Origin of the sequence: Methylocystis parvus, assembly GCF_049675845.1 — a bacterium.
Lineage (GTDB): Bacteria > Pseudomonadota > Alphaproteobacteria > Rhizobiales > Beijerinckiaceae > Methylocystis > Methylocystis parvus_A.
The window spans coordinates 2,626,694-2,648,546 of sequence record NZ_CP187161.1; the positions used below are offsets into that span (position 1 = coordinate 2,626,694).

Sequence of the window (21,853 nt, forward strand, 5' to 3'; positions counted from 1 at the left end):
ACGCAAACGCGCGAGGCGTAAGCTGGCTACTGCCTAAGATGTTGAAGTAGGTATGCCCCTAATGCTGTTATTAGGTAGTATCCTTTCCTCTTTCCGAAAGCATCATATTCTGGAAGTGAAGAAAATGAATCCACTTTCTTAACTATTTGTCTAAAATGGATCAATCCTAACTGCTCAAGCCGCTCAAATGATTGATCCCATAATACGTTGTCTCTGGCGACTTTTTCAGAACAACCAATATAAGGCGGCTCAGGCCTTGCATCATTCATCAGCGACCAATCGTTGGAAGAAATTGATCTAAGCACCATTATTTCTTCATCGTCCAGCTCACCAAGGATACGAAGCAGTTTACGCTCTCTAATTTTTTCAGCTTCCTCCGCAGATATTCCTTCAGCGACACACCTAGCGATAAACTTAGTTCTCTGATCAGAGAGTGAGCGTGCAGCTTGGAACGCTCCATCTTCGATGATCGCGACGTTAACGTGGTGCGCTAATTTTGGACTATCTTCTAATAGTCCTTTTGCGAGCAACTCATCACGAAGTAGGCTTAAATATCTTTCAATCCTATCGAGACGCTGATTTGGTATGATGTTTGTAACAATCTCAGCAAGGCCCGCTCCGAAGATCGGGACCAGATTTGCTGCAGCACGAAGCGTTGCGGCGGCGTGATCTGACGTTTTTGGACCGAGATCGGGAAGTTTCTTGCTCATCGCATCATGTTCGCTCATCCAGCCAGCGCGTCCAGCACCCGGGCCCAGCTCCGGGCCCCCTTGTGGAAGCTCGTATAGCTGTATTTCTCGTTGGGCGAATGAATGCGGTCGTCGTCCAGCGCGAAGCCGATCATCAGCGTGTCCATGTTCAGGTCGCGCTTGAAGGCGCCGACAATCGGGATGGAGCCGCCGCAACCGGTGAGCGCCGCGTCCTTCTCCCACTCCGTCGTCAAGGCGCGGCGGGCGCGGGAGAGCGCCTCGGAGCTGAAGGGAAGCTGCAACGCGTTCGAGGCGCCATGGTTGATGAATTCGACCTTGGCGTCGGCGGGGAGCCGCTCGCGCACGAAGGCGCGGAAAGACTCGAGGATCGCCGTCGCGTTCTGCTGACCGACGAGACGGAAGGAGAATTTGGCGGAAGCCTGCGCCGGCAGCACGGTCTTTGAGCCCTTGCCCGTATAGCCGCCCACAATGCCGTTCACGTCACAGGTGGGCCGCGCCCAGATCTGCTCCATGACGCCCTTGCCCTTCTCGCCGCCAACCGCGGTGAGGCCGACATCGGCGAGCCACTGGCCCTCGTCGAATTCGAGATTGCGCCACTGCTCGGCGATGTCTTCCGGGATATCCGGCACGCCGGCGTAGAAGCCCGGCAGCGTGACCTTGCCCTCGTCGTCATGCAGATCGCCGATGATTTTCGCCAGAACATGCACCGGATTGTTCACCGGGCCGCCGAACATGCCGGAATGCAGGTCGTGGCTGGCGATCCTGATGACGACTTCCTCCTGCGCGAGGCCGCGCAGCATGACGGTGATCGCCGGCGTCTTCGGGTTCCACATGCTGGTGTCGCAGACGAGCGCGATGTCGGGCTGCGAGAGCTCGTCCTTGTGCTTTTCGAGGAAACCGGGAAGCGAGGGCGACCCCGTCTCCTCCTCGCCTTCCAACAAGAAAGTGACGTTGCAGGGCAGGCCGCCATTGGCTTCGAAGGCGCGGCAGGCCTCGAGGAAGGTCATGAGTTGGCCCTTGTCGTCGGACGCGCCGCGCGCGACGATTTCCTTGCCCTCTTTCCCGTCGGCAAGGCGCGGGGCGAAGGGATCGGCCTCCCACAGCTCCAGCGGGTCCGGCGGCTGCACGTCGTAATGGCCGTAGAACAGCACATGCGGCGCGCGCGCGATAGTCGTAAAAACCGCGCTTCGTCTTGCGGCCGAGCCAACCGGCCTCAACGTATTTCACGAGCAGCGGACAAGGCCGGTATTTCGCGGGAGATCGCTCGCGATCGACATGAGCCCGCAATCGTAAAGCACCTGCATCGCGCTGCGGTAGTCGAGAGAGGCAGGTGTCGAGACCGATGAAGTCGGCGAGCTCAAGCGGGCCCATCGGATGGTGAGCGCCGAGTTTCATCGCCGTGTCGATCGCTTCGACCGAGCCCACGCCTTCGTAAAGCGTGTAGATCGCCTCGTTGATCATCGGCAGCAGGATGCGATTGACGATGAAGGCCGGGAAATCCTCGGCGACCGTGACGTCTTGCCGAGCTTTCGACGAAGGCTCTTGCCTCCTCGAAGGTCGCGTCGTCCGTGGCGATGCCGCGGATCAGCTCGACCAGCTCCATCAGCGGCACGGGGTTCATGAAGTGAATGCCGATGAAGCGCTTCGGGGCGGTCGGTGATGCCCGAGGCGAGGCGCGTGATCGAGATCGACGAGGTGTTGGAGGCGATGATGCCGTCGGGCTTCACGACCAGCGCCACGTCGGTGAGGATGCGGCGCTTGACCTCTCGTTTTCGGTGGCGGCCTCGATGACGATGTCGCAATCGCCGAAGTCTTCAAGGGTCGGGGCAAACGAAATGCGCTCGAGTGCCTGATCGCGTTTTTCCTCGAGGAATGCCGCGCTCGACCGATTTCCGCATCTGCACGGCGATGTCCGTGACGCCCGCCTCGATCCGCTCGGGCGTCACGTCGTTGATCGCGACGTCGTAGCCGGCGAGCGCGCAGACATGCGCGATGCCCTTGCCCATCTGGCCCGCGCCGATAACGCCGACTTTGCGAATTTCGAAGCTGATCGTCCGCCGGCAGATGGCGGGACGGCTGCGATGCTTGCCTTTTTCCATCAGCAATATACGCGCGATTGGTCGAAATGAAGTCGTGTCCCTTGCAAAAAGTTGATGTTGGCTTCCGCGCGTTATCCTTGCGGCGGACTTGGTTTTTGGGATGCAGCTTGGCAGTTCGTCGAAGCTCGGGCATCGCCTTGAAGAGATCTGCGACGAGGCCGTAATCGGCGACCTGGAAGATCGGCGCTTCGCCGTCCTTGTTGATCGCGACGATGATCTTCGAGTCCTTCATGCCGGCGAGATGCTGGATCGCGCCGGAAATGCCGACGGCGATGTATAGAGCTCGGGGGCGACGACCTTGCCGGTTTGGCCGACCTGCAGGTCGTTCGGCGCATAGCCCGCGTCGACCGCGGCGCGCGCGAAGCACCCATTGCAGCGCCGAGTTTGTCGGCTATCGGCTCGATGTACTTCGTGAAGTTCTCACCGTTGCCCATGCCGCGGCCGCCAGAAATGATGATCTTGGCGGACGTCAACTCAGGGCGATCCGATTTCGACAGTTCGGCCTTTTCGAAGGTCGAGATGCCGACGGCCGCCGGGGCAGGGATCGACTCGACCGCGGCCGAGCCGCCTTCGGGGGCGGCGGCGAAGGCCGTCGTGCGAACCGTGATGACCTTCTTGGCGTCCTTGGCGCGGACGGTCTGGATGGCGTTGCCGGCATAGATCGGCCGCTCGAAGGTGTCGGCCGAGACGACCTTGATGATGTCGGAGACCTGCATCACGTCGAGCAGGCGGCGACGCGCGGCAGCACGTTTTTGGTGGCGCTGGTCGAGGGCGCGATGATCACGTCATACGCGCCCGCGAGCGACAGGATCAGCGCCGCGACCGGCTCGGCCAGCACATGGTCGAGCGAGGCGTCCGCGGCGTAGAGCACCTTCTCCACGCCCGCGAGCTTGGCGGCGGTCGCGGCGGCGCTACCAACGTCCGGGGCCGCGACCAGGATGTGAACGTCTCCGCCGATCTGCGACGCGGCGGTCAGCGCCTTGGCGGTCGAGGGCGCGAGGGCGCCATTGGCCGGTGAGTTCGGCGAGGAGAAGTGTCGTCATGATTAGAGAACTCCCGCTTCCTTGAGCTTCTCGACCAGCTCTGCGACGGAGCCGACCTTGACGCCGGCTTTGCGCGTCGCGGGGGCGGCGGTGCTCAGCACCTCGAGGCGGGGCGCGATGTCGACGCCATAGTCGGACGGCGCCTTGACGGCGACCTCCTTCTTCTTCGCCTTGATGATGTTTGGCAGAGAGGCGTAGCGCGGCTCGTTGAGGCGCAGATCCGTCGTGACGACCGCCGGCAGCTTGAGCTTGACCGTCTGGAGGCCGCCGTCGATCTCGCGCGTCACGTCGACCGATCCGCTCCGGCACGACCTTCGAGGCGAAGGTGCCTGCCCCAGCCGAGCAGGGCGGCGAGCATCTGGCCGGTCTGATTGCTGTCGTCGTCGATCGCCTGCTTGCCGAGGATGACGAGGCCCGGCTTCTTCGGCTTCGACAAGCGATCTTGGCGAGGATCTTGGCGACCGCGAGCGGCTCGACCGTGTCGTCGGTCTTCACCAGATGCCGCGATCGGCGCCCATGGCGAGCGCGGTGCGCAGCGTCTCGTCGCTTTGCCGGGCCGATGGAGACGACGACGACTCCGTCGCCTTGCCGGCTTCCTTCAGGCGCAGAGCCTCTTCGACGGCGATTTCGTCGAAGGGATTCATCGACATCTTGACATTGGCGAGATCGACGCCGAACCGTCGGGCTTGACCCGGATTTTCACGTTGTAATCGGGCACGACATCGCGCGACCTTTGACGGGCACAGCGACGAAACTCTTCATGTCAAACGGGGAGGTCAGCTCGCATTGACGAGCTGCAGCAGGATCCAGGCGCCGATGAAGAGGAAGCCCGAAGCGTGGAAGGAGAAGAAGGGCGGTTTGAGGCCGAAGAGCTTGCGCGTCGGCGACCCCGATCTGTCCGCGAGCGTGATGAACCAGTAGGGCAGCATGACGAAGGTCAAAGGCGGGAAAAAGCCCGTGACCGTTGCGTTGGGATAGAGCAGCAGGAACGCCGCGCAGACGCCGGAGATCGCCCCCGAGGCTCCGACAAGGGGCGTGATCGAGTTCGGCGTGGCGTAAATGTAGAAGACGCCGGCCATCACGCCGCAGGAGAGGTAAAACAGCAGGTAATGGAGCGAGCCCATCGCGTCTTCGACATTGTCGCCGAAGACATAGAGGAAAAGCATGTTGCTTGCGATGTGCAGCAGCGAGGAATGGAAGAAGAGCGAAGTCACCAGCGTCGCCGCCGGCGGCGGCCCGACAATCCAGTCGGCGAGAGTGGCCTCGCCGAACAGAACGCGCGGAATGATGGCGAAACCGCGCATGATGGTTAAGGGATCGCCCAGAAGCTCGCTGTAGACGAGCAGATAGACGAGGATATTGACGGCGATGAGCGCGTGATTGGCGACGGGGCGCTTGAGATGGCGCAGGGGCGCGTCGTCGTAAAGCGGCATCACCATCGCGCAAACCTCATTTGTTGGAGCCTGTGCCCTTAAGATAAGCGCCCGCGCCTGTCTGTCACGCCCGCGCGAGCCTCGGCCGCAGCCAGGCGAGCGCCACCTTGCGGAGCCCGGCGATGTCAAAGGCCGCGACCATCGCCCCGTAAATCGCCGCGCCGGCGGCGATTTGCGCGATCAGAGTGAGGAAGCCCGGCGCCATCGACTCCCGCATCGGCGTGAGGGCCAGGAACATGATCGCGGTTCCGGCGATCGCCGCGAAAATATCCCGGAAGGATGGCCAGACCGGCTGCGCCCGAACGGCGAAATAGATCGTCGCCAGAAGCGCGGCGATATAGCCGCCTGCCTGTGCGATGGCGAGATTGGAGGCGTCGCGCCCCCAGGGCAGCGTGAAGAGCAGCAGCAGGGAGACGACCGCGGCGGCGACGGCGGCGGCGACGAGCGGGGCCGTGCGCTTGCTGATCTGGAAAACAGGGTTCACGCCAAAATTCAGGAACCCCATGGCGAAGAGGCCCGGCAGCAGCAGGCCGAGATAATGGCCGAAGGGGCCGCGAAACTGCCCCGGCACGATCAGGGACTCGACCGAGGGCATGATGAGCCATAGCCCGGCGCAGGCCGGGAGCAGAAAAGCGAAGATGACGCCCATATTATGCGCCACCTGCTCGCGGGCGCGGTCCTCGCCATGCTGCTCGTGCGCCGCGACGGCGATCTGAAACAGCAGCACGTCGAGCGCCGAGCCGAAGGCCATCACCGCGCGCATGCCGAGATCAAAGGCCAGCGCGAACTGGCCGGTTTCCGCGAAGTCGTAAACGCTGGCGACGATCGAGCGCGAGGCGAGCGGCATCGCCGTGTAAATGAGATGGGCGGCGACGATGGGGGCGCTGTAGGCGATGAGCGCCTCCACCGTCCGGGTCTTGGCGTCGAGGCAGCGCACGCCGGGATCGCTCAGCGCGGCGCGGGAGAGGAAGACCGTCCCGAGCAGGCTCGCGACGCCGCCCGCAAGCGCGACGCCCGCGGAACGAAACAGAAAGGCGCCGCCCCCGATGAGGAGGAAGGACAGCGCGTTCTTCACGAAGACGAGCCGCCCATAGGCGCCGTCCTCGAAACGCGCGCGAGCGAGCGCCGTCGAATAATCGAAGAGCCCGTTCGCGGTCGCCGTGGCCAGCGCCAGCAGGATGAGCTCGCTGTCGAAGTCGAGCTCGGGACCGATGAGCGAATAGGCGAATGTGCTGAGGACGAGCAGCGCCGTGACGGCGACGAAGGATGAGCCGAGCGTTGAGCGGATGATGGGATCGCTCTCGCGCGTGCGCTGCGAATAGAATCGCGTCGCGGAGAGCCGCAACCAGTCATAGAGCGCCGTCTGCACCACGACGGCGATGGAGAAGGCGAGGGCGAAGCGGCCATATTCCTCGGGGCCGAGGAATTTCGCGACCATCAGGCCGATGATGAAATTCGTGGCCGTATTGGCGAGGAAGGCGAGGAGGACTTTCACGGGGAGGCCCCCTCCCCAACCCTCCCCCGCTTTGCGGGAGAGGGAGTCACATTGTCGCCTCCATACAAAGGGTTACTCACGCCGATCGTGAGCGTCCCCTCTCCCGCGGAGCGGGGGAGGGACAGGGAGGGGGCGTGGAAAATTCCCGACCTGTCCATCTCTTCGCTTACGCGCTCCAGCGCCCGAGCGCCTTCAGCTCTTTGAGCGCCTGCGCGTCTCGGGGCGTCACGTCGGGATAGTCCGGGTCCGCCGTCGCGGGGTCGAAATATTTCCAGGAGCGCGCGCATTTGACGCCGCTGGCGCGGCTCGGGACCACCGCGACGCCCTTGACCTCCGGAAGCCTGAAAGCGTCCGCCGGGCCTTCGCCCGTCTCGATGGCGATATCCGAAACGATGCAGATTTCCGCGAAATCCACCCCGTCCAGCGCCGCGCGCAAATGGCCGTCGGCGACATAGACGATCGGCGCCGCTTCGAGCGACGAGCCGATGCGCTTTTGCGCGCGTTCGATCTCCAGCGCGCCGGTGACGACGGCGCGGATGTCGCGGACGCCTTCCCATTTCTTCGCCAGCGCCTCGTCGCGCCAATGCGACGGAATGTCGGGGAAGCTCTCGACATGCACGGACACGGCGTCGGGATAGCGCGCGAGCCACGCCTCCTCCGCCGTGAAAACGAGGATCGGCGCGAGCCAGCGTCACGCAGCGGAAGATGCGCTCGATGACGGCGAGCGCCGCCTTGCGCTTTGGCTCGACGGCGCTCGCAATAAAGCGCGTCTTTCCGGATGTCGAAATAGAAAGCCGAAAGATCGCTCGTCATGAAGGGCGTCAGCAAGGCGACGACGCGCTTGTAGTCATAGGCCTGGTAGGCCGAGCGGATTTGCGCGTCCATTTCCACGAGGCGATGCAGCATGAGCCGCTCCAGCTCGAACGGCATGTTCGAGCGCCGCGTCGTCGTCAGAGCCGTAATGCGCGAGAGCGCCGAGCATCCAGCGCAGCGTGTTGCGCAGCTTGCGATAGAGATCGACGAACGTCTTCAGGATTTCCGGCCCGATGCGCAGATCGTCGGCGTAATCCGAGCCGCGACCCAGAGGCGCAGAATGTCGGCGCCGGACTCCGCGATCACCTTTTGCGGGGCGACGACGTTGCCGAGCGACTTCGACATCTTGCGGCCCTTCTCGTCGAGCACGAAGCCATGCGTCAGCACGGCGTCATAGGGCGCGCGCCGCGCGTGCCGCAGCTCTCGAGCAGAGACGAATGGAACCAGCCGCGATGCTGGTCGGAGCCCTCGAGATACATGACCTCGTCTTCGCCGCCGTCGCGCTTGCGATGGATGCCGGCGAGGGCGGGGAAGTTTTCGGGATCGTCGAGCACGAAGGCGTGCGTCGAGCCTGAATCGAACCAGACGTCGAGCACGTCCGCGACCTTCTCGTAGTCGTTCGGGAGATAATCCCTTGAGAGAACCGTTCGCGCGCGCCTTCCTCGAACCAGACATCGGCGCCCTTCTCGTTGAAGGCCTTTTCGATGCGTTCATTCACGCGCGCGTCGACAAGGATCTCATGCGTCCCCTTCTTGACGAAGACGGCGATCGGCACGCCCCAGGCGCGCTGGCGCGAGACGACCCAGTCGGGCCGATTCTCGATCATGCCGGTGATGCGGTTCTCGCCCGCCGCCGGCGTCCATTGCGTGCGAGCGATTTCTTCAAGCGCGATGGCGCGCAGGGTGGGTTGGTTTCCGCGAACCTCACCGGGAGCGTGCGAAGCGCGTCTTATGGGCTCTTTTACCCTCGTCCTTCGGGTCCCTTCCCCTCCTCGGATGAGGCTTCGAGCCCCTACGCCGCCCGGATGAGGGTTCGACTGCGAGAACGGCTTGTCCATCGCGATGAACCACTGCGGCGTATTGCGGAAGATCACCGGCTTCTTCGAACGCCAGCTGAGTGCGGATATTGGTGCTTCAGGCGACCGCGCGCGATGAGATTGTTCGCCTTGATCAGCTCGGCGATGACCGCCTCGTTGGCGTCGCCCTTCTCGCCCTTTTCGGTCAGCACGCGCTTGCCGTCGAAGCCCGGCGCTTCCTTGGTGTAGAAGCCGTCTTCGTCCACCGTATAGGGAATGCGCGTGTCGATCCCACGGTCGCGCAGCTTTTTCTGGTTGGCCATCCAGATGTCGAAGTCGTCGCGGCCGTGGCCCGGCGCGGTATGCACGAAGCCCGTGCCGGTGTCGTCGGTGACGTGATCGCCGTCGAGCAGCGGCACGTCGAAGACATAGCGCAGATGCGCAAGCGGATGATCGCAAAGGAGATGGCGCAGCTCGAAGGCGCTGACCGTCGCGCGCTTCTCGTAGGCTTCGACCTTCGCCGCTTTGAAGACGTCGGCGGCGAGCTTGTCGGCGAGGATGTAACGATCGCCGGTCTTCGCCCAGTTGCCCTCTGGCGCGGCCGTCACTTCGTAGAGGCCGTAGGCGATCTTCGAGGAGAAGCTGATCGCGCGATTGCCCGGCAGCGTCCAGGGCGTCGTCGTCCAGATGACGACGCGCGCGTCGAGCAGATTATCAGGCGTCCATTCGGGATGGAGTTCGGGGGAATCGGCCGCCGACCCACACCGTATCGCCCAGATCGTGTGGTCCTCCTGATATTCGACTCTCCGCCTCCGCCAGCGCGGTCTTCTCGACGACCGACCACATGACGGGCTTCGAGCCGCGATAGAGCAGGCCGTCCGGCAAACTTCATCATCTCGCGCGCGATGATCGCCTCGGCCGCGATAGGCCATCGTCGATAAGGGCGTTCCCAATCGCCGGCGACGCCGAGGCGCTTGAACTCCTCGCGCTGGATGGAGAGCCAGTGCTCGGCGTAGGCGCGGCATTCGCGGCGGAAGGCGATCATGGCGTCGGGCTGCGGAAAAGTCGGGCTTCTTCCTTGCCCTTGGCGCGGTAATTCTCTCCTCGATCTTCCATTCGATCGGCAGGCCGTGGCAGTCCCAGCCCGGCACATAGTTCGCAGTCCTTGCCGAGCATGCGCTGGCTGCGCGTGACGACCAGTCCTTGAGGATCTTGTTCAGCGCGTGGCCGATATGGATGTTGCCGTTCGCATAGGGCGGGCCGTCGTGCAGCGTGAACTTCACGCGGCCTTTCGACTGCGAGCGCAGCTTCTCGTAAAGGCCAATCTCGTCCCAGCGCTTCAGGAGCGCTTGCGTCAGCGCGTTCACGCCGTAGAAATTACCGTGCCTCGCCTGAGTGTCCCCGCCATCGGGCGCGTAGATATAGGTTTGAGGGTACGCGGCCGAGTAGAACTTCTTGCTGTCGTCCAGTCCCGGTGGCCCTGCGTTGAAATTCAGAATGGGCATCAAGGTCGTTCGGTTGCCCTGGCCCGCCCCGGCGTTGACGCTGTGATCGATGCGCAGAGCGGAGAGCGCGAAGACGTTGTTTGCGGCCGCCTTGTCGTTGACCGAAATCTCGGCGTAGGGGCCCGAGCCCGTTCCCGTATATTGGCCGGCGAGAAACAGCGCCTGATTGACGGGCGAAAAGTTGGTGGCCGTGGCGTTTCCGCCATTCGCGCAGATGGCGCATTGGGCGTTGGCGGCGACCGAGGGCCAGATGATGGAAAGAACTGCCGCGCTTACGATACGAATACGCACAACCGTAACTCCAATTTTTCTTACTCTTTGCGTAAAATAATCAGATTCCTGCAAAATAAAACAATGCGTCTATTTGACTTTGACAAGCTCAAGCCTCAAGCTAACGCTCGAGTTCGCACGCAAAATCGCAAAAGGACGCGTTGCGCACGCATCGCTGCACGATCTCGCCTGAAGATGCGCCGCTATTTCAGACGCCTGAACGGCCCGAACCCCAGCGCGTTCGCGACCCAGGCGGCGGCGCCGAGCAGGGCGACGGCCGGGACGAGGATCAGGAGCAGGCCCGACAGGAAGAAAAGGCAGAGGCCGATGAAAAGCATCAGGCCGACGCCGAGCATCATGCTTTGCAGCGGCCCGAGCTTGACGAACTTCACCTCGCCGGAGCCGGAGGAAATCCAGATCCGGGACGTGGCGAAATCGTCGCCGCGGCTCCCTTTGGGCTCTTCGCCCGGCGGAATGATCTCGATCTCGCCTTTGGGTTCGTCGCTCATCTCGCGTCCCTTTCGAGAAGCGAAGATAGGGACTCGCCGCACGCCCCGCAATGCGAGGCGCCCCGTTTCACCATCGCGGCGCGCGCGCGTAATAGCCTCTGGCGTATCCGTCCCGACGATCGAGCGCTCTCAGTTCCCTTTCGACCATGGGCGCCATTTTCCCTGCGATGAGGTCGGACCCGGCCGCGTTCGGATGCGCGCCGTCGCTCTGCATGTAGCGAGGATCGCCGAAGGCGCCGTCGAGGAAGAACGGATAGAGCGCCACGCCCTGCCGCGCCGCGAGCGTCGGATAGACGGCGTCGAAGCGGGGCTTGTAGGTCGGGTCGCGCTTGGGCAGCGAGACCATGCCCGCGATGATGACGCGGGCGCCATGCGCCTTGCTGACGCGCACGATCGTATCGAGGTTGCGATAGACCTTCCTTGGATCTTCGTCGCCCGTCATGTCGTTGCCGCCGAGCTCCACGATCACGAGATCGGCGCCGCGACTGAAGGCGAGGGGGATGCGATCGACGCCCTCCTGCGTGGTGTCGCCCGCCCGCGAGGTGTTCATGATCAGCGCGTCCCCGCGTCCATGCCGGTAGAGATGCTTGCGCAGCGCCCAGGCGTAATCCGTTCCTTCGGGCAGGTTGAAGCCAGAGGTCAGGCTATCCCCGAAGATCAGGACGCGCTTTGGCCGCGCCTCAGCGGAAGCCGAGTAAAACAATAAAGCAGACAGACAGGCTGCAAGGAGACGCATCGCGCCGCTCATGGCGTCCTCCGGGCGATTGGACAGGTCTAGAAGGCTAGGGCTCCCTGTCTGGTCGCCAAGCGGCGCAGCGTATGTTTATTTTCGTGGATTCAGCGCCGCTCGAGGATGTCGCGCGCCTTCGCGCAATCATCCTCCATCTGGGCGATGAGGGCGTCGACGCTGTCGAATTTCGCCTCGCCGCGGATGAACCCGTAAAAGGCCACCTCGACCTCCTTGCCGTAAAGATCGCCAGAGAAGTCGAAGACGAAGACTTCGAGCAGCGGAGGCCCGTTGTCGAAGGTCGGCCGCCGGCCGAAATTCGCCGCGCCGTCGCGCACGACGCCGTCGATCTCGATCGTCACGGCGTAGATGCCGTGGCGCAGGCGGTTCGACGGATCGAGGGCGATATTGGCGGTCGGGAAGCCGAGCAGGCGCCCGCGCTTGTCGCCATGGCGCACGACGCCGCGCACGAAATAGGGATGGCCGAGCAGACGGCGGGCGAGCGCCACGTCGCCATCCTCCAGCGCCTCGCGCGTCGCGGTGGAGGAGACCGCTTCGAGGCTCCCTTCTTCATCCTGCGTGATGCGGTCGACGATCTCGACGGCGAAACCGAGCCGCGCGCCTTCCGCCGCGAGAAAGGCCGCGTCGCCCTTGCGGCCGGCGCCGAAGCGGAAATCGTAACCGGCGACGACCGCCGAGAGGCCCAGCCGCCTGACGAGAATTTCGCTGACGAAAGCCTCGGCCGGGCAATTGGCCAGGTCGCGATTGAAGGTGAAGACGACCATGCCGTCGAGGCCGAGCCGCGCCGCCTGCGCCGCCTTGGCGTCGGGCGGCGTGAGGCGGAAGATCACCGGCTTGCCCGCGAAGACGTCGGCCGGGTGAGGCTCGAAAGTGAGCAGGACGCAGGGCCTTCCGAGCTTCTTCGCCAGCGCCTGGGCGCGCGCCACGACCCCGCGATGGCCGCGATGCAGCCCGTCGAAATTGCCGATGGCGGCGACGGCGCCTTCGAGCCCGGCGGGGGGAGAGACGGGATCGCGGACGACGAGGAAATTCTGGCTCAAGCGTTGGTCCCGTGGGCGACTCTGGGCGGGCCAAACTGCCGCGCGGCGGCGCGAAGCGCAAGGGGAGCAAAAAAACTCCGCCGCCGGACTCGGCCGCGACAGACGCCGCAATAGCTAGATTTCAGAGGAGCCCGACCAAAGCCCGGAGCGTGAACATGAAGCTGCGCAAGACTCGCAACGATATGCCTTCCAATTCCAGGACCGCCGTCGTCGCCATGCTGAATGCGCGTCTCGCCGACGCCATCGATCTGGCGCTTGCGACCAAGCAGGCCCACTGGAACCTGCGCGGCCCGCAATTCATCGCCGTGCACGAGATGCTCGACGATTTCCGCACGGAACTCGACACCCATGTCGACACGATGGCGGAGCGCGTTGTCCAGCTCGGCGGCGTCGCGGACGGCACGACGCAGGCGGTGGCGGACTCGACGAGCCTCGACGCCTATCCCCGCGACCTCGTGAAGATCGAGGACCATCTCACCGCGCTCGCCGATCGATACGGCAAGGCGGCGCGTTCGGTCCGCAACGGCATAGAGTCGGCCGACGAGGCGGACGACGCCGGCAGCGCCGACATTCTCACAGCCTATTCGCGCGACCTCGACAAATATCTCTGGATGATCGAGGCGCATATCACGCAATAGAGGCGCAGGCGCCGTTTCCACGGCGCAAGCAGCGCGGCGTTCAGGACTGCGATGAGGCGCCTTCGCGTCACGCCGTCGCGGGCTTCTCCGCGGGCGGGGCCGAGCGGATCGCCTGCTCGCGCGAAGGCACCATCACCGTGGCTTCGCCGTCGAGCACGACCTTGCCGTCCACGAGGCATTCGCAATGCAGCTTGGCGCGGCGGCCCTTTTCGACGAGCTCGATGACTTCCACCACCACGGTGATGACGTCGCCGATCTTGACCGGGGCCTTGAAGTTGAGCGTCTGCGAGAGATAGACCGCGCCCGGACCCGGCAGATACATGCCGATGACGGTCGAGATCAGCGAGGCTGTGTAGAGACCGTGGACGATGCGCTCGCCGAAGCGCGTCTTCGACGCGAAGTGATCCGAGAGGTGGATCGGATTGCGGTCGCCCGAGAGATCGGCGAAGGCGATGACGTCGTCGTCCATGACGGCTTTCATCAGCGTCTCGCGCATGCCGACGCTCAGGTCTTCGAAATAATAGATTTTGAACGGCGTCGACATGGATTCACCGGATCTTTGCTCGGGACGGGCGGAGCGCCCGTTTTCCCCTTTTACCAGAAAACTTCGCGGGCCAAAGCCATGGGACGCGCGCCGGACTTCGCGACGAGCCGCTCGAGCGCCGCAGGGTCGACCCCTGCGCCATTCGGCCGCAGTTCGTCCACATGCACGCCGTCGGTGACGAAGACGCAATCGAGCCCGGCGCGCGCGGCGCCGGCGAGATCCGTGAAGACGCCGTCGCCAATGGCGACGATGCGCGCATCTTCTACAGGCCCGCCGGGCAAAGCCGCAAGCCGCGCGCGCGCCGCGTCGTAAATCGGCGCGTAGGGCTTGCCATACATCAAGACTTCGCCGCCCATCGCCGCGTAGCGCTCCGCGAGCGCGCCGGCGCAATAAACGATGTCGTCGCCAATGGCGACGACGATGTCGGGATTGGCGCAGAGCATTGCGAGGCCGCGCGCCTTCAGGGCGGCGAGGCGGTCGTCATAATCGGCGGGGGTCTCCTCGCGCTCGGCGAAGAGGCCCGTGCAGACGACGTAATCGGCTTCCTGCGGCGAAACTTTCCGAACAGGCGCGCCGAGGCGGCGCCCGGCCTCCTCGAAAAGCCCGTCGTCGCGCGGCGGGCCGAGGTGATAGCAGGCCTGCCCCTTGCGCGCGACGATCTCCCGGCAGGTGAGCTCCCCGGCCGAGACAAGATCGTCGAAGGCGTATTCGGGGAGGCCGAGGCCCAGGAGCTGGCGGCGGACCTCGGCGTCGGGGCGCGAAGCGTTGGTGATCAGAACCACCCGGCCGCCCTGCGCGCGAAAACGCTTCATGGCGTCGGCGGCGCGGGGGAAATGCTTCTTGCCGTCGATGAGAACGCCCCAGACGTCGCAGAGGATCGCGTCGTAGCGGCCGGCGAGTTCATGAAGTCCCGAAATTTCGCTCAAGGGCGCGAAGGCTTCCGTCTGCCCCGTCAACTACGCGACTCCTTGAGCGCAGCGGCGTGGGCGTCGTCGGCGACGGGCCGGAAATCTCCGGAGGCCTCGTCGAGCGCGAGGAGCTTGCCGTCCATCACGCTGAAATAGGCTGCGTGAAGATGAAGGAAGCCGCGCCGCTCCAGAATCTGCACCATGGGGAAACTGCGCAAATGGTCGAGCGTCAGCTTGATCGACTCGAATTCGAGCTTTTGCAGATAGGCGGGGTCCTCGGGATCGGGCCGGCCGCCGACGCGCTCGATGGCCGGGCCGAGCATCTTGATCCAGTCGCCGATGAAGTCGCTGTGGCTGAGACGGGGCGTCTCGGGATCGACGGTGATCTGCGCGAAGGCTTTCACACCCCCGCATTTGCCGTGGCCGAGCACGACGACATGCTGCACTTCGAGCGCCATGATGGCGTATTCGAGCGCCGCCGAGGCGCCGTGGAAATGATCGTCCGGCTCATAGGGCGGGACCAGCGCGGCGACGTTGCGCAGGACGAAGAGCTCGCCCGGCCCGGCGTCGAAGATCGCCTCCGGCGCGACGCGCGAATCGCAGCAGCCAATGACCATGGTCGTCGGCTTCTGGCCCTTGATGGCGAGGTTGCGGAAGCGCGCCTGCTCGGAGCGGAAACGACCGTCGAGAAAGACTTTGTAGCCCTCGACTAGATGCGGCGGGAAGCCGCCTGAGGCTGCGGGGCTCATATCGGCTGCCATGTTTCGGGTCCGTCGTCTTCGAGGCGGGGCCGCCATTTTGGGGCCGAAGCCAGATGGCGGAAACGCTTCTTATTGTGTAGACCAGCCCTCGCGGCAAGAGCAGATCGACCTCACAAGACCTCAAGCGAGCCAAAAGAATGATTTCGAAACTCAAGCGCAGCGTTCTGGCCATGCCGGGCTCCAACGCCCGCGCCCTCGAAAAGGGCAAGAGCCTCCCCGCCGACGTTTTGATGTTCGAGCTCGAGGACGGCGTCGCCGAGGCGGCCAAGGCGACGGCGCGCGAGCAGGTCGCCGCCGCCGTCGTGAATGGCGGCTATGGCGCGCGGCAGATCGTGGTGCGCGTGAACGCGCGCGGCTCGGAGTGGTACAAGCCCGACATCGCCGCCATCGCGCCGACGGGCCCCGACGCCATCGTGATCCCGAAGGTCAATTCGCGCGACGACATTCTCAAGGCCGCCGCCGACATCGTCGCCGCCGGCGCGCCGCTGAAGACCCGCCTCTGGGCGATGATCGAGACGCCGCGCGCGATCTTCGACATCGAGAAGATCGCCAGCGCCGCCGACGATCCGGCCTCGCGCCTCGAAGTTCTGGTTCTCGGTCCCAACGACATCGCCAAATCGACCCGCGCGCGCCTCACGCCCGGCCGCCCGGCGCTCGTCTCCTGGCTGTCGGCGGGCGTTCTCGCCGCGCGCGTGCACAATATCGAGATCATCGACGGCATCCATAACGACTTCAATGACGAAGCCGGCCTGCGACGCGAGGCCGAGCAAGGCCGCGATATGGGCTTCGACGGCAAGATGCTCATCCATCCGAGCCAGATCGGCCCCGTGAACGAGATCTTCGCGCCGAGCGCCGAGGAGGTCGATTTCGCGCGGCGAATCATCGCCATCTTCGACGATCCGGAAAACGCCGAGAAGGGCGTCGTCCAGATCGACGGCAAGATGGTCGAGCGCCTGCATCTCGATATCGCCCGCCGCACGCTCGCCTTGATGGAAGCCGCCGGCTGATCGCGAAGTTAGGGCGCGGAAAGCCTGTTTCGCGGGCAGCCCGCCTCCTTTATACCTTCTGCGCCGAGGAGACGCGCTGCGCGACGCCGGAAGCCGGTTTTTTCGCGAAGGAGCGCGCCGATGAGCGAGGACGGTGAGCATGGCGGCGCCTGAAACAGAGAAGACGGTCGAAGCTTCGAAAGCTGAGAGCCCGGCGCCGGCAGGCGCGGCCGCGCCGCCGCCGAGGCCGGCCGGTCCGCCGAAGAAGCGCAAGGGCGGTCTCATCGGGAAGCTCTTCCTCTCCGTCGCGGCGCTCGCCATCCTCGCGGGCGCGGCCGGCTACGCCGCGCTGACGTTCCGCGACAAGGATCCGCGCATCGGCCTCGCCGCCGATTATGTCGATCAGGGCCTGGCGGAAGCGCAGGGCGCGCTCGACAAGGCGCAGGGACTCCTCGCCGATGTGACCGGGTCGCCCAAGCCCGCGCAGAAGGCGGGCAATCCCCACGACCTCATCGACAAGGCGCCGCTCGCCCCCGCGCCCGAGGAAACGCCCGCCGCGCCGCCGCAGGCCGCCGCGCCTGTCGAGACCGCGAAAGAGCCGGAAACGCCGCCCGCGGAAAAGCCTGTCGCGCCGTCGCCCGAAACCAAACAAGCAGACGTTCCGGAACCGCCCCGCAAGCCCGTCGAGCTCGCGCAGGAGCCGGCGCCGATCCCTGCGCCGATTCCTGCCCCCGTCCCGGCCCCGGTCGAGCCGACCCCCGCTCCGGCGGCGAAAGCAAGCCCGCCCGCCGCCGACGCCGACGGCTTCACTGACCGCGACCTCATCTCCGCCCTTGAAGGGCGCCTCGACGCGCTGAGCGACGAGGTGCAGACGCTGCGCGGCAAGGTCGACGCGCCCAAGAGCGAGGCGCGCGCCGCGCCGGAGACCGAGGTCTCCAAGGCGGAAGCCGAAAAGCCGGCGCCTGCGCCGGCGGCGGCGCCCGATACGACCAGCGCCGCGGTCGTCGTCGCCTTCGCGCTCCAGCGCGATCTCGAATCCGGCCGTCCCTTCACGGAAGAAATCGCCGCGCTGTCGCGCCTCAACGCCGAGCCCGCCCCCGCGCCGGTGCTGATCGAACTTTCGGAAAAGGGCGCGGCCACCGGCGCGCAGCTCCACGACGCCTTCCTGCCCATCGCCAGGAAGCTCAAATCGCACGAGACGCACGCCGACGCGCCGCATGAGGGCGGCGACATCGCCGGCCATCTTCTCGAAGGCGCGAGCAAGCTCGTGAAGGTGAGGCCCGTCGGCCAGGCCGCTCCCGACAGCCTCGGCGGCAAGTTGGAGCGCATCGAGGCGGCGCTCGTCCGCAACGACTTCGCCGGCGCCGAGCAGATCTTCGACAGCCTGCCGGACGAAGCGAAGAACGAGGCGAAAGAATTCGGCGAAACCCTTCGTCAACGCGCCGAGGCGGCCAAGGCGGCCGACGCGTTGTTGCACGGCGCCATCGCCGCCCTCGGCAAGAAATAAGCGGGAGCGACCTCCATGCTTTTCATGTTCTTCTTCATCGTCGCGCTCGCCGCCGCAGCCTACGGGATCGAACTGCTGATCGAGGAGCCGGGCTCGCTGACGCTCGAATTCGCGGGGCGTCACATCGAGATGTCGATCCCCGTCGCGGTCGCCGGCCTGTTGTTGCTGATCGCCGCGAGCATCATGATCTGGGCGATCATCGTGGCGCTCGTCCGGCTGCCTGGACGCGTCGCCGGCGGCTCGCGCGAGCGGCGCAAGGCCAAGGGCCTCGACGTGATCTCGCAGGGCCTCGTCGCGGTCGGCGCGGGCGACGTCGCCAGGGCGCGCAAGGCGGCGGGACTCGCCGAAAAGCTCATTCCCGACGAGCCGCTGACGCAGATGCTCATCGCGCAAGCGGCGCAGCTCGCCGGAGACAAGACGAGCGCGTCCAAGGCCTTCCAAAAGATGACGCTCAATCCGGAGACGAAGCTCCTCGGTCTGCGCGGCCTCCATATCGAGGCCAAGCGCCGCGAGGACGCCGAGGCCGCGCATCATTTCGCCTCCGCCGCGCATGAAATCGCGCCGCTGCCTTGGGCCGGCTCCGCCGTGCTGGAGCATCTCGCCGCGAGCGGGGAGTGGGAGAAGGCGCGCGAGGCGCTCGAAAAGAGCGTCGCCTCCAAGGCCATCGACCTGCCGAGCGCGCAAAAGCTGCGCGCCGTGATCGAGACCGCCATGGCCATTCAGAAGGAGCGCGAGCATCCGCATGACGCGCTGCATCTCGCGCGCCAGGCCTTGAAGCGCCGTCCGGGCTTCACCCCGGCCGCCGTGACCGCCGCGCGCGTCCTCATCCGCCATGGCGACCAGAAGGCGGCGCTCAAGCTGATCGAGGGCGTCTGGGCGAGCGCGCCGCATCCGGATCTCGCGGAAGTCTATTTGCAGGCGCTCCCCGAGGAGACGAACGCCCAGCGGGTCTCCCGGATGGAGCGGCTCGCCAAAATGTCCCCGCAGGCCCCGGAGAGCCGCCACATCGTCGCGCAGGCGGCCCTCGCCGCGCGCGACTTCAAGAAAGCGCGCGAGGCGCTCGCCCCGCTGATCGCGGACGGCCAGCACCCGACCGCGCATAGCTGCCTGCTGATGGCCGAGATCGAGGACGCGGAATTCGGTCCGAGCGGGCCGGTGCGCGAATGGCTCGCCCGCGGCTCGCGCGCGCCGCGCGACCCGGCCTGGATCGCCGACGGCATGGTCTCGCGGCACTGGCTGCCGCTCTCGCCCGTCACCGGCCGCCTCGACGCCTTCGAATGGAAGACCCCGCCGCATTCGGCGCAGCATCTGACGGAAGAGGGACGCCCGAACATCCCGGCGGCGTTCCTCGCCAAGCCGGAAGGGGCGCCGCAGATCGAGGCGCAGGCGGTGGAGTCGTAAGGTTCTCATCCGGCCCTCGCTCTCACGCGAGGGCCGGTCTCGCCCCTTACGCCCGATGCCGGTCGGACCGGCGGATCTGCACATAAAGCGCGCCTTCGCCGCCATGATGGCGGGCCGCTTCTCCAAAACCCACGACGACGTCGCGCAGATTGAGCGCCTGCAGCCACATGGGGACGACGCGGCGCAGCACGCCGCCTTCCTCGCGCGACAGGCCCTTGCCCGTCACGACAATGGCGACCTTGGCGCCGTCCGCCTGCGCACGGCGCAGGAAGCCGTTGAGGGCGCGCTGCGCCTCGTCCTGGCGCATGCCATGGAGATCGAGCTTCGCGCTGACCTCGAGGCGCCCGCGTTTGATCTTCACGCGGGTGCGATGATCGATCTCGACGAGCGGCGTCGGCGGCTTTGGCGGCGCCGGGCGGTCGCGATGGGGGACGGGCGCCGGGCGTCGATCGTTCAGCGGCTCGGCGACGACGGCCTTCGTCGCCGGCGGGGGCGGCGGCTCGACGGGCGGCGCGGGCCGGGCGCGGAACGGGCTCACGGTGGCGGTGACCTTGGTCCAAAGCTCGACTTCGGCGTGAGTCAGCCGGCGCAGCGAATAACGGCGCTTGTCCTCCGTCACGGCGCGGCGTCCTCTTTCGGCAGAAGGACGACGAAATCCGCCGGATGCCGCACGCGCCCGGCGCGCGAGCCGGCGCGCGCTCCCGCGCCGAAAAAGAGGTCCGCGCGCGCCTCTCCCAAAATCGCCGATCCCGTATCCTGCGCGATCATCAGCCGCTCGAATCCCGTCTCCGCCTCGCTCTCCCACGGAACGCGCGTCGCGATCCAGAAGGGCAGGCCGTAACTCCAGATCGACCGGTCGACGGCGATGGAGCGCAGCGGCGTGAGAGTCACGCCCTCGCCGCCGATCGGCCCCAGCCTTCGGTCTTCTGAGTCGTCCAAGCTGAAGAATACATAAGATTGGTTTTCCTGCATCAGCCTTCGGCCGGGCTGATGGGGTCCAACGCCCATTTTCCGCAGCGTCGCCTTCAAATTTTCGAGCGACATCTCGCTTTCGGGCACGAGGCCCCGCTCGATCATCAGCCGCCCGATGGAGGCGTAGGGCCAGCCATTGCGACCGTCATAGGTGAGGGCGATGGTCGCGCCGCCCGGCAGCTTCAGGCGCGCGGAGCCCTGCACCTGGACGAGGAAAAGCTCCACGGAGTCAGAAAGATAAGCGATGGGCGCCGCGCCCGTCGCCGCGCCGTCCCAGTCGATTTCGCGCCGCGTCGGATAGGGGACGAGCGTCCCGTCAGCGAGGCGCCGGGCGCTGGTCAGCGTCTCGCCCGTGGGGAGCGACAGGGGCGAATCGTTGAGCGTGACGAGATCGGGCGGGCGCGAAAGCGCCGGCGTCTCGAAGCCCGGCTCGGGGGCAAGCCGCGCCTCGACCTCCGGCTCGTAATAGGCGGTGACGAATCCCGGCTTGCGCAGGCGGAAGGGCTGAAACCAGCGGCGGAAAAAAGCCCGCCCGTCCTGATTTTCAGAAAGCGCCGCGCGGGCCGCCGCGATCAGGCCGGGAGGCGGGGGGCAGGCGGCGCGCTGTTCGGCGCCGCCGGAAACGAGATGCGCGGCGGAGCGCCTGAAGGCTGAAAAAGCGGCGTTTAGATCGTCGGAATCGAATTCGGCGATCGCCTCGAAGGCGATCGCCTCCATATCCGCCGGCCGTCGCACCGGATCACGCGGCGCGGGTGGCGGTGAGCTTCCAGTTCGGGTCCCCGGCGCGGGGATCGCGCGCGAAGGTCCAAAGCTCCTCGACGGGCATTGTGTTCCCGCCCTCGATCACTTCGCCGGCCTTGTCCTTGCGGACATTCATCAGCCGAACGGCGAAACGCACGGTGATCTCGTTGAGGCGCGGCGCGGCGCTGGCGGAATCGACCAGAGCGGAGTCGATCGCGACGATGGCCGTCTCCACCGTCTCGCCCGCCGCCTCGCGGCGCGCGATCTCGCCGGCGAAACCGTCGAAGACCTCCTTGGAGAGGAGCGGGCGCAGCGTGTCGCGGTCGCCCCTGGCGAAAGCGGCGACGATCATCTCATAGGCGCGGCGCGCGCCGTCGAGAAAAGCGTGCCCGTCGAAGCGGGAATCGGCGGCGGCGATGGCGTCGAGGCCTTCCGCGGCGGCCGGGTTCTTGTCGGCGACGCCGTTCCAGCGATCCTCGTGGCGCACGGGCGGCAGGTCCTCAGCCGGCGGCGCGCCGGGAAGGGCCGACGGCCCGAGCGGGGCGCGGCGCGGCTGGAACGCGGCGGGCGGCGGCGTCTCGCGATCGACGCGCACGCCAAGCACCGAACGAAGTTTCCACAGGACAAACACCGCCAGCGCCGCGAAAACGACGAGCGACGGGTCGAAAGGTTCGCCGGTAGGCGACATTGATCTCTCCCGGAATTCTGTCTTGTC

General features: G+C 65.7%; 16 protein-coding genes and 5 pseudogenes. 4 read left to right on the forward strand and 17 right to left on the reverse strand.

Features of this window, described 5'->3' with window-relative positions; translation table 11 throughout:
• Window positions 1–26: 26 nt before the first annotated feature.
• The 11 genes and pseudogenes from ACPFMJ_RS13635 to ACPFMJ_RS13685 all read right to left on the reverse strand — a co-directional run bounded on the left by ACPFMJ_RS13635 (window position 27) and on the right by ACPFMJ_RS13685 (window position 12,680).
• Window positions 27–728 (reverse strand): hypothetical protein, encoded by a 702-nt coding sequence (locus ACPFMJ_RS13635; protein WP_424360528.1) that lies wholly within the window; start codon window positions 726–728, stop codon window positions 27–29.
• A pseudogene (locus ACPFMJ_RS13640) lies at window positions 725–1,870 on the reverse strand (M20/M25/M40 family metallo-hydrolase); the annotation flags it as partial. The gene ACPFMJ_RS13635 and the pseudogene ACPFMJ_RS13640, both read right to left, overlap by 4 nt.
• Window positions 1,871–1,874: 4 nt before the next feature.
• Window positions 1,875–2,809, reverse strand: a pseudogene (locus ACPFMJ_RS13645) (3-hydroxybutyryl-CoA dehydrogenase); the annotation flags it as partial.
• Window positions 2,810–2,924: 115 nt separating this feature from the next.
• Window positions 2,925–3,818: pseudogene (locus ACPFMJ_RS13650) on the reverse strand (electron transfer flavoprotein subunit alpha/FixB family protein); the annotation flags it as partial.
• Window positions 3,819–3,854: 36 nt separating this feature from the next.
• Window positions 3,855–4,570: pseudogene (locus tag ACPFMJ_RS13655) on the reverse strand (electron transfer flavoprotein subunit beta/FixA family protein).
• Window positions 4,571–4,628: 58 nt separating this feature from the next.
• Window positions 4,629–5,291: a rhomboid family intramembrane serine protease gene (locus ACPFMJ_RS13660; protein ID WP_424360529.1), complete on the reverse strand. Its 663-nt coding sequence runs from the start codon at window positions 5,289–5,291 to the stop codon at window positions 4,629–4,631.
• 58 nt (window positions 5,292–5,349) lie between these two features.
• Window positions 5,350–6,780, reverse strand: a complete 1,431-nt coding sequence (locus ACPFMJ_RS13665; protein ID WP_424360530.1) for a lipopolysaccharide biosynthesis protein — start codon at window positions 6,778–6,780, stop codon at window positions 5,350–5,352.
• A gap of 166 nt (window positions 6,781–6,946) precedes the next feature.
• A pseudogene (ileS, locus tag ACPFMJ_RS13670) lies at window positions 6,947–9,975 on the reverse strand (isoleucine--tRNA ligase).
• A gap of 611 nt (window positions 9,976–10,586) precedes the next feature.
• Window positions 10,587–10,892, reverse strand: a complete 306-nt coding sequence (locus ACPFMJ_RS13675) for a hypothetical protein (protein ID WP_424360531.1) — start codon at window positions 10,890–10,892, stop codon at window positions 10,587–10,589.
• A 67-nt stretch (window positions 10,893–10,959) separates the two neighbouring features.
• Complete coding sequence (locus tag ACPFMJ_RS13680) at window positions 10,960–11,640, reverse strand: arylesterase (protein WP_424360532.1); 681 nt, start codon at window positions 11,638–11,640, stop codon at window positions 10,960–10,962.
• Between the two features lie 89 nt (window positions 11,641–11,729).
• The gene (locus ACPFMJ_RS13685; RefSeq protein ID WP_424360533.1) at window positions 11,730–12,680 is read right to left on the reverse strand and encodes a bifunctional riboflavin kinase/FAD synthetase; all 951 of its coding nucleotides are present in this window, start codon (window positions 12,678–12,680) and stop codon (window positions 11,730–11,732) included.
• A gap of 155 nt (window positions 12,681–12,835) precedes the next feature.
• Between ACPFMJ_RS13685 and dps the strand changes: the two genes are divergently transcribed.
• Complete coding sequence (dps, locus tag ACPFMJ_RS13690; protein WP_424360534.1) at window positions 12,836–13,318, forward strand: DNA starvation/stationary phase protection protein Dps; 483 nt, start codon at window positions 12,836–12,838, stop codon at window positions 13,316–13,318.
• A 67-nt stretch (window positions 13,319–13,385) separates the two neighbouring features.
• On the opposite strand, the gene ACPFMJ_RS13695 is transcribed toward dps, so the two are convergent.
• From ACPFMJ_RS13695 to ACPFMJ_RS13705, 3 genes are read right to left on the reverse strand one after another with little or no spacing between them, the layout of a single operon-like run.
• Complete coding sequence (locus ACPFMJ_RS13695) at window positions 13,386–13,862, reverse strand: MaoC family dehydratase (RefSeq protein WP_424360535.1); 477 nt, start codon at window positions 13,860–13,862, stop codon at window positions 13,386–13,388.
• A gap of 50 nt (window positions 13,863–13,912) precedes the next feature.
• Complete coding sequence (locus ACPFMJ_RS13700) at window positions 13,913–14,818, reverse strand: TIGR01459 family HAD-type hydrolase (protein ID WP_424360536.1); 906 nt, start codon at window positions 14,816–14,818, stop codon at window positions 13,913–13,915.
• Window positions 14,815–15,531 carry a carbonic anhydrase gene (locus ACPFMJ_RS13705; RefSeq protein WP_424360537.1) on the reverse strand — a complete coding sequence of 239 codons (717 nt, stop codon included), beginning with the start codon at window positions 15,529–15,531 and terminating at the stop codon, window positions 14,815–14,817. Before ACPFMJ_RS13705 ends, ACPFMJ_RS13700 begins: the two co-directional genes overlap by 4 nt.
• 137 nt (window positions 15,532–15,668) lie before the next feature.
• Here ACPFMJ_RS13705 and ACPFMJ_RS13710 point away from each other — a divergent pair, with 137 nt between their 5' ends.
• The 3 genes from ACPFMJ_RS13710 (at window position 15,669) to ACPFMJ_RS13720 (ending at window position 19,425) form a co-directional block, all read left to right on the forward strand.
• A complete protein-coding gene (locus ACPFMJ_RS13710) occupies window positions 15,669–16,538 on the forward strand; it encodes an HpcH/HpaI aldolase/citrate lyase family protein (RefSeq protein ID WP_424360538.1) in 870 nt (289 codons plus the stop codon).
• Window positions 16,539–16,677: 139 nt separating this feature from the next.
• A complete protein-coding gene (locus ACPFMJ_RS13715; protein WP_424360539.1) occupies window positions 16,678–18,024 on the forward strand; it encodes a COG4223 family protein in 1,347 nt (448 codons plus the stop codon).
• Window positions 18,025–18,039: 15 nt separating this feature from the next.
• A complete protein-coding gene (locus tag ACPFMJ_RS13720) occupies window positions 18,040–19,425 on the forward strand; it encodes a heme biosynthesis protein HemY (protein WP_424360540.1) in 1,386 nt (461 codons plus the stop codon).
• Between the two features lie 46 nt (window positions 19,426–19,471).
• Here ACPFMJ_RS13720 and ACPFMJ_RS13725 read toward each other — a convergent pair whose 3' ends face one another.
• Genes ACPFMJ_RS13725 through ACPFMJ_RS13735 form a run of 3 tightly spaced genes read right to left on the reverse strand, consistent with a single transcriptional unit; the run spans window position 19,472 to window position 21,826 of the window.
• Window positions 19,472–20,044, reverse strand: a complete 573-nt coding sequence (locus ACPFMJ_RS13725; RefSeq protein WP_424360541.1) for a Smr/MutS family protein — start codon at window positions 20,042–20,044, stop codon at window positions 19,472–19,474.
• On the reverse strand, window positions 20,041–21,114 hold the full coding sequence (locus ACPFMJ_RS13730) for a murein transglycosylase A (protein ID WP_424360542.1): 1,074 nt from the start codon (window positions 21,112–21,114) through the stop codon (window positions 20,041–20,043). The genes ACPFMJ_RS13725 and ACPFMJ_RS13730 overlap by 4 nt, the downstream gene beginning before the upstream one ends.
• Before the next feature lie 22 nt (window positions 21,115–21,136).
• Window positions 21,137–21,826 (reverse strand): Tim44/TimA family putative adaptor protein, encoded by a 690-nt coding sequence (locus tag ACPFMJ_RS13735; protein WP_424360543.1) that lies wholly within the window; start codon window positions 21,824–21,826, stop codon window positions 21,137–21,139.
• Between the last annotated feature and the right edge of the window lie 27 nt (window positions 21,827–21,853).

Coding starts and splice junctions, on each gene's coding strand:
- dps (WP_424360534.1), top strand. CDS start 12,836: ATGAAGCTGCGCAAGACTCGCAACGATATGCCTTCCAATTCCAGGACC.
- ACPFMJ_RS13730 (WP_424360542.1), bottom strand. CDS start 21,114: ATGGAGGCGATCGCCTTCGAGGCGATCGCCGAATTCGATTCCGACGAT.
- ACPFMJ_RS13695 (WP_424360535.1), bottom strand. CDS start 13,862: ATGTCGACGCCGTTCAAAATCTATTATTTCGAAGACCTGAGCGTCGGC.
- ACPFMJ_RS13705 (WP_424360537.1), bottom strand. CDS start 15,531: ATGGCAGCCGATATGAGCCCCGCAGCCTCAGGCGGCTTCCCGCCGCAT.
- ACPFMJ_RS13720 (WP_424360540.1), top strand. CDS start 18,040: ATGCTTTTCATGTTCTTCTTCATCGTCGCGCTCGCCGCCGCAGCCTAC.
- ACPFMJ_RS13635 (WP_424360528.1), bottom strand. CDS start 728: ATGAGCGAACATGATGCGATGAGCAAGAAACTTCCCGATCTCGGTCCA.
- ACPFMJ_RS13710 (WP_424360538.1), top strand. CDS start 15,669: ATGATTTCGAAACTCAAGCGCAGCGTTCTGGCCATGCCGGGCTCCAAC.
- ACPFMJ_RS13735 (WP_424360543.1), bottom strand. CDS start 21,826: ATGTCGCCTACCGGCGAACCTTTCGACCCGTCGCTCGTCGTTTTCGCG.
- ACPFMJ_RS13680 (WP_424360532.1), bottom strand. CDS start 11,640: ATGAGCGGCGCGATGCGTCTCCTTGCAGCCTGTCTGTCTGCTTTATTG.
- ACPFMJ_RS13715 (WP_424360539.1), top strand. CDS start 16,678: ATGGCGGCGCCTGAAACAGAGAAGACGGTCGAAGCTTCGAAAGCTGAG.
- ACPFMJ_RS13675 (WP_424360531.1), bottom strand. CDS start 10,892: ATGAGCGACGAACCCAAAGGCGAGATCGAGATCATTCCGCCGGGCGAA.
- ACPFMJ_RS13660 (WP_424360529.1), bottom strand. CDS start 5,291: ATGGTGATGCCGCTTTACGACGACGCGCCCCTGCGCCATCTCAAGCGC.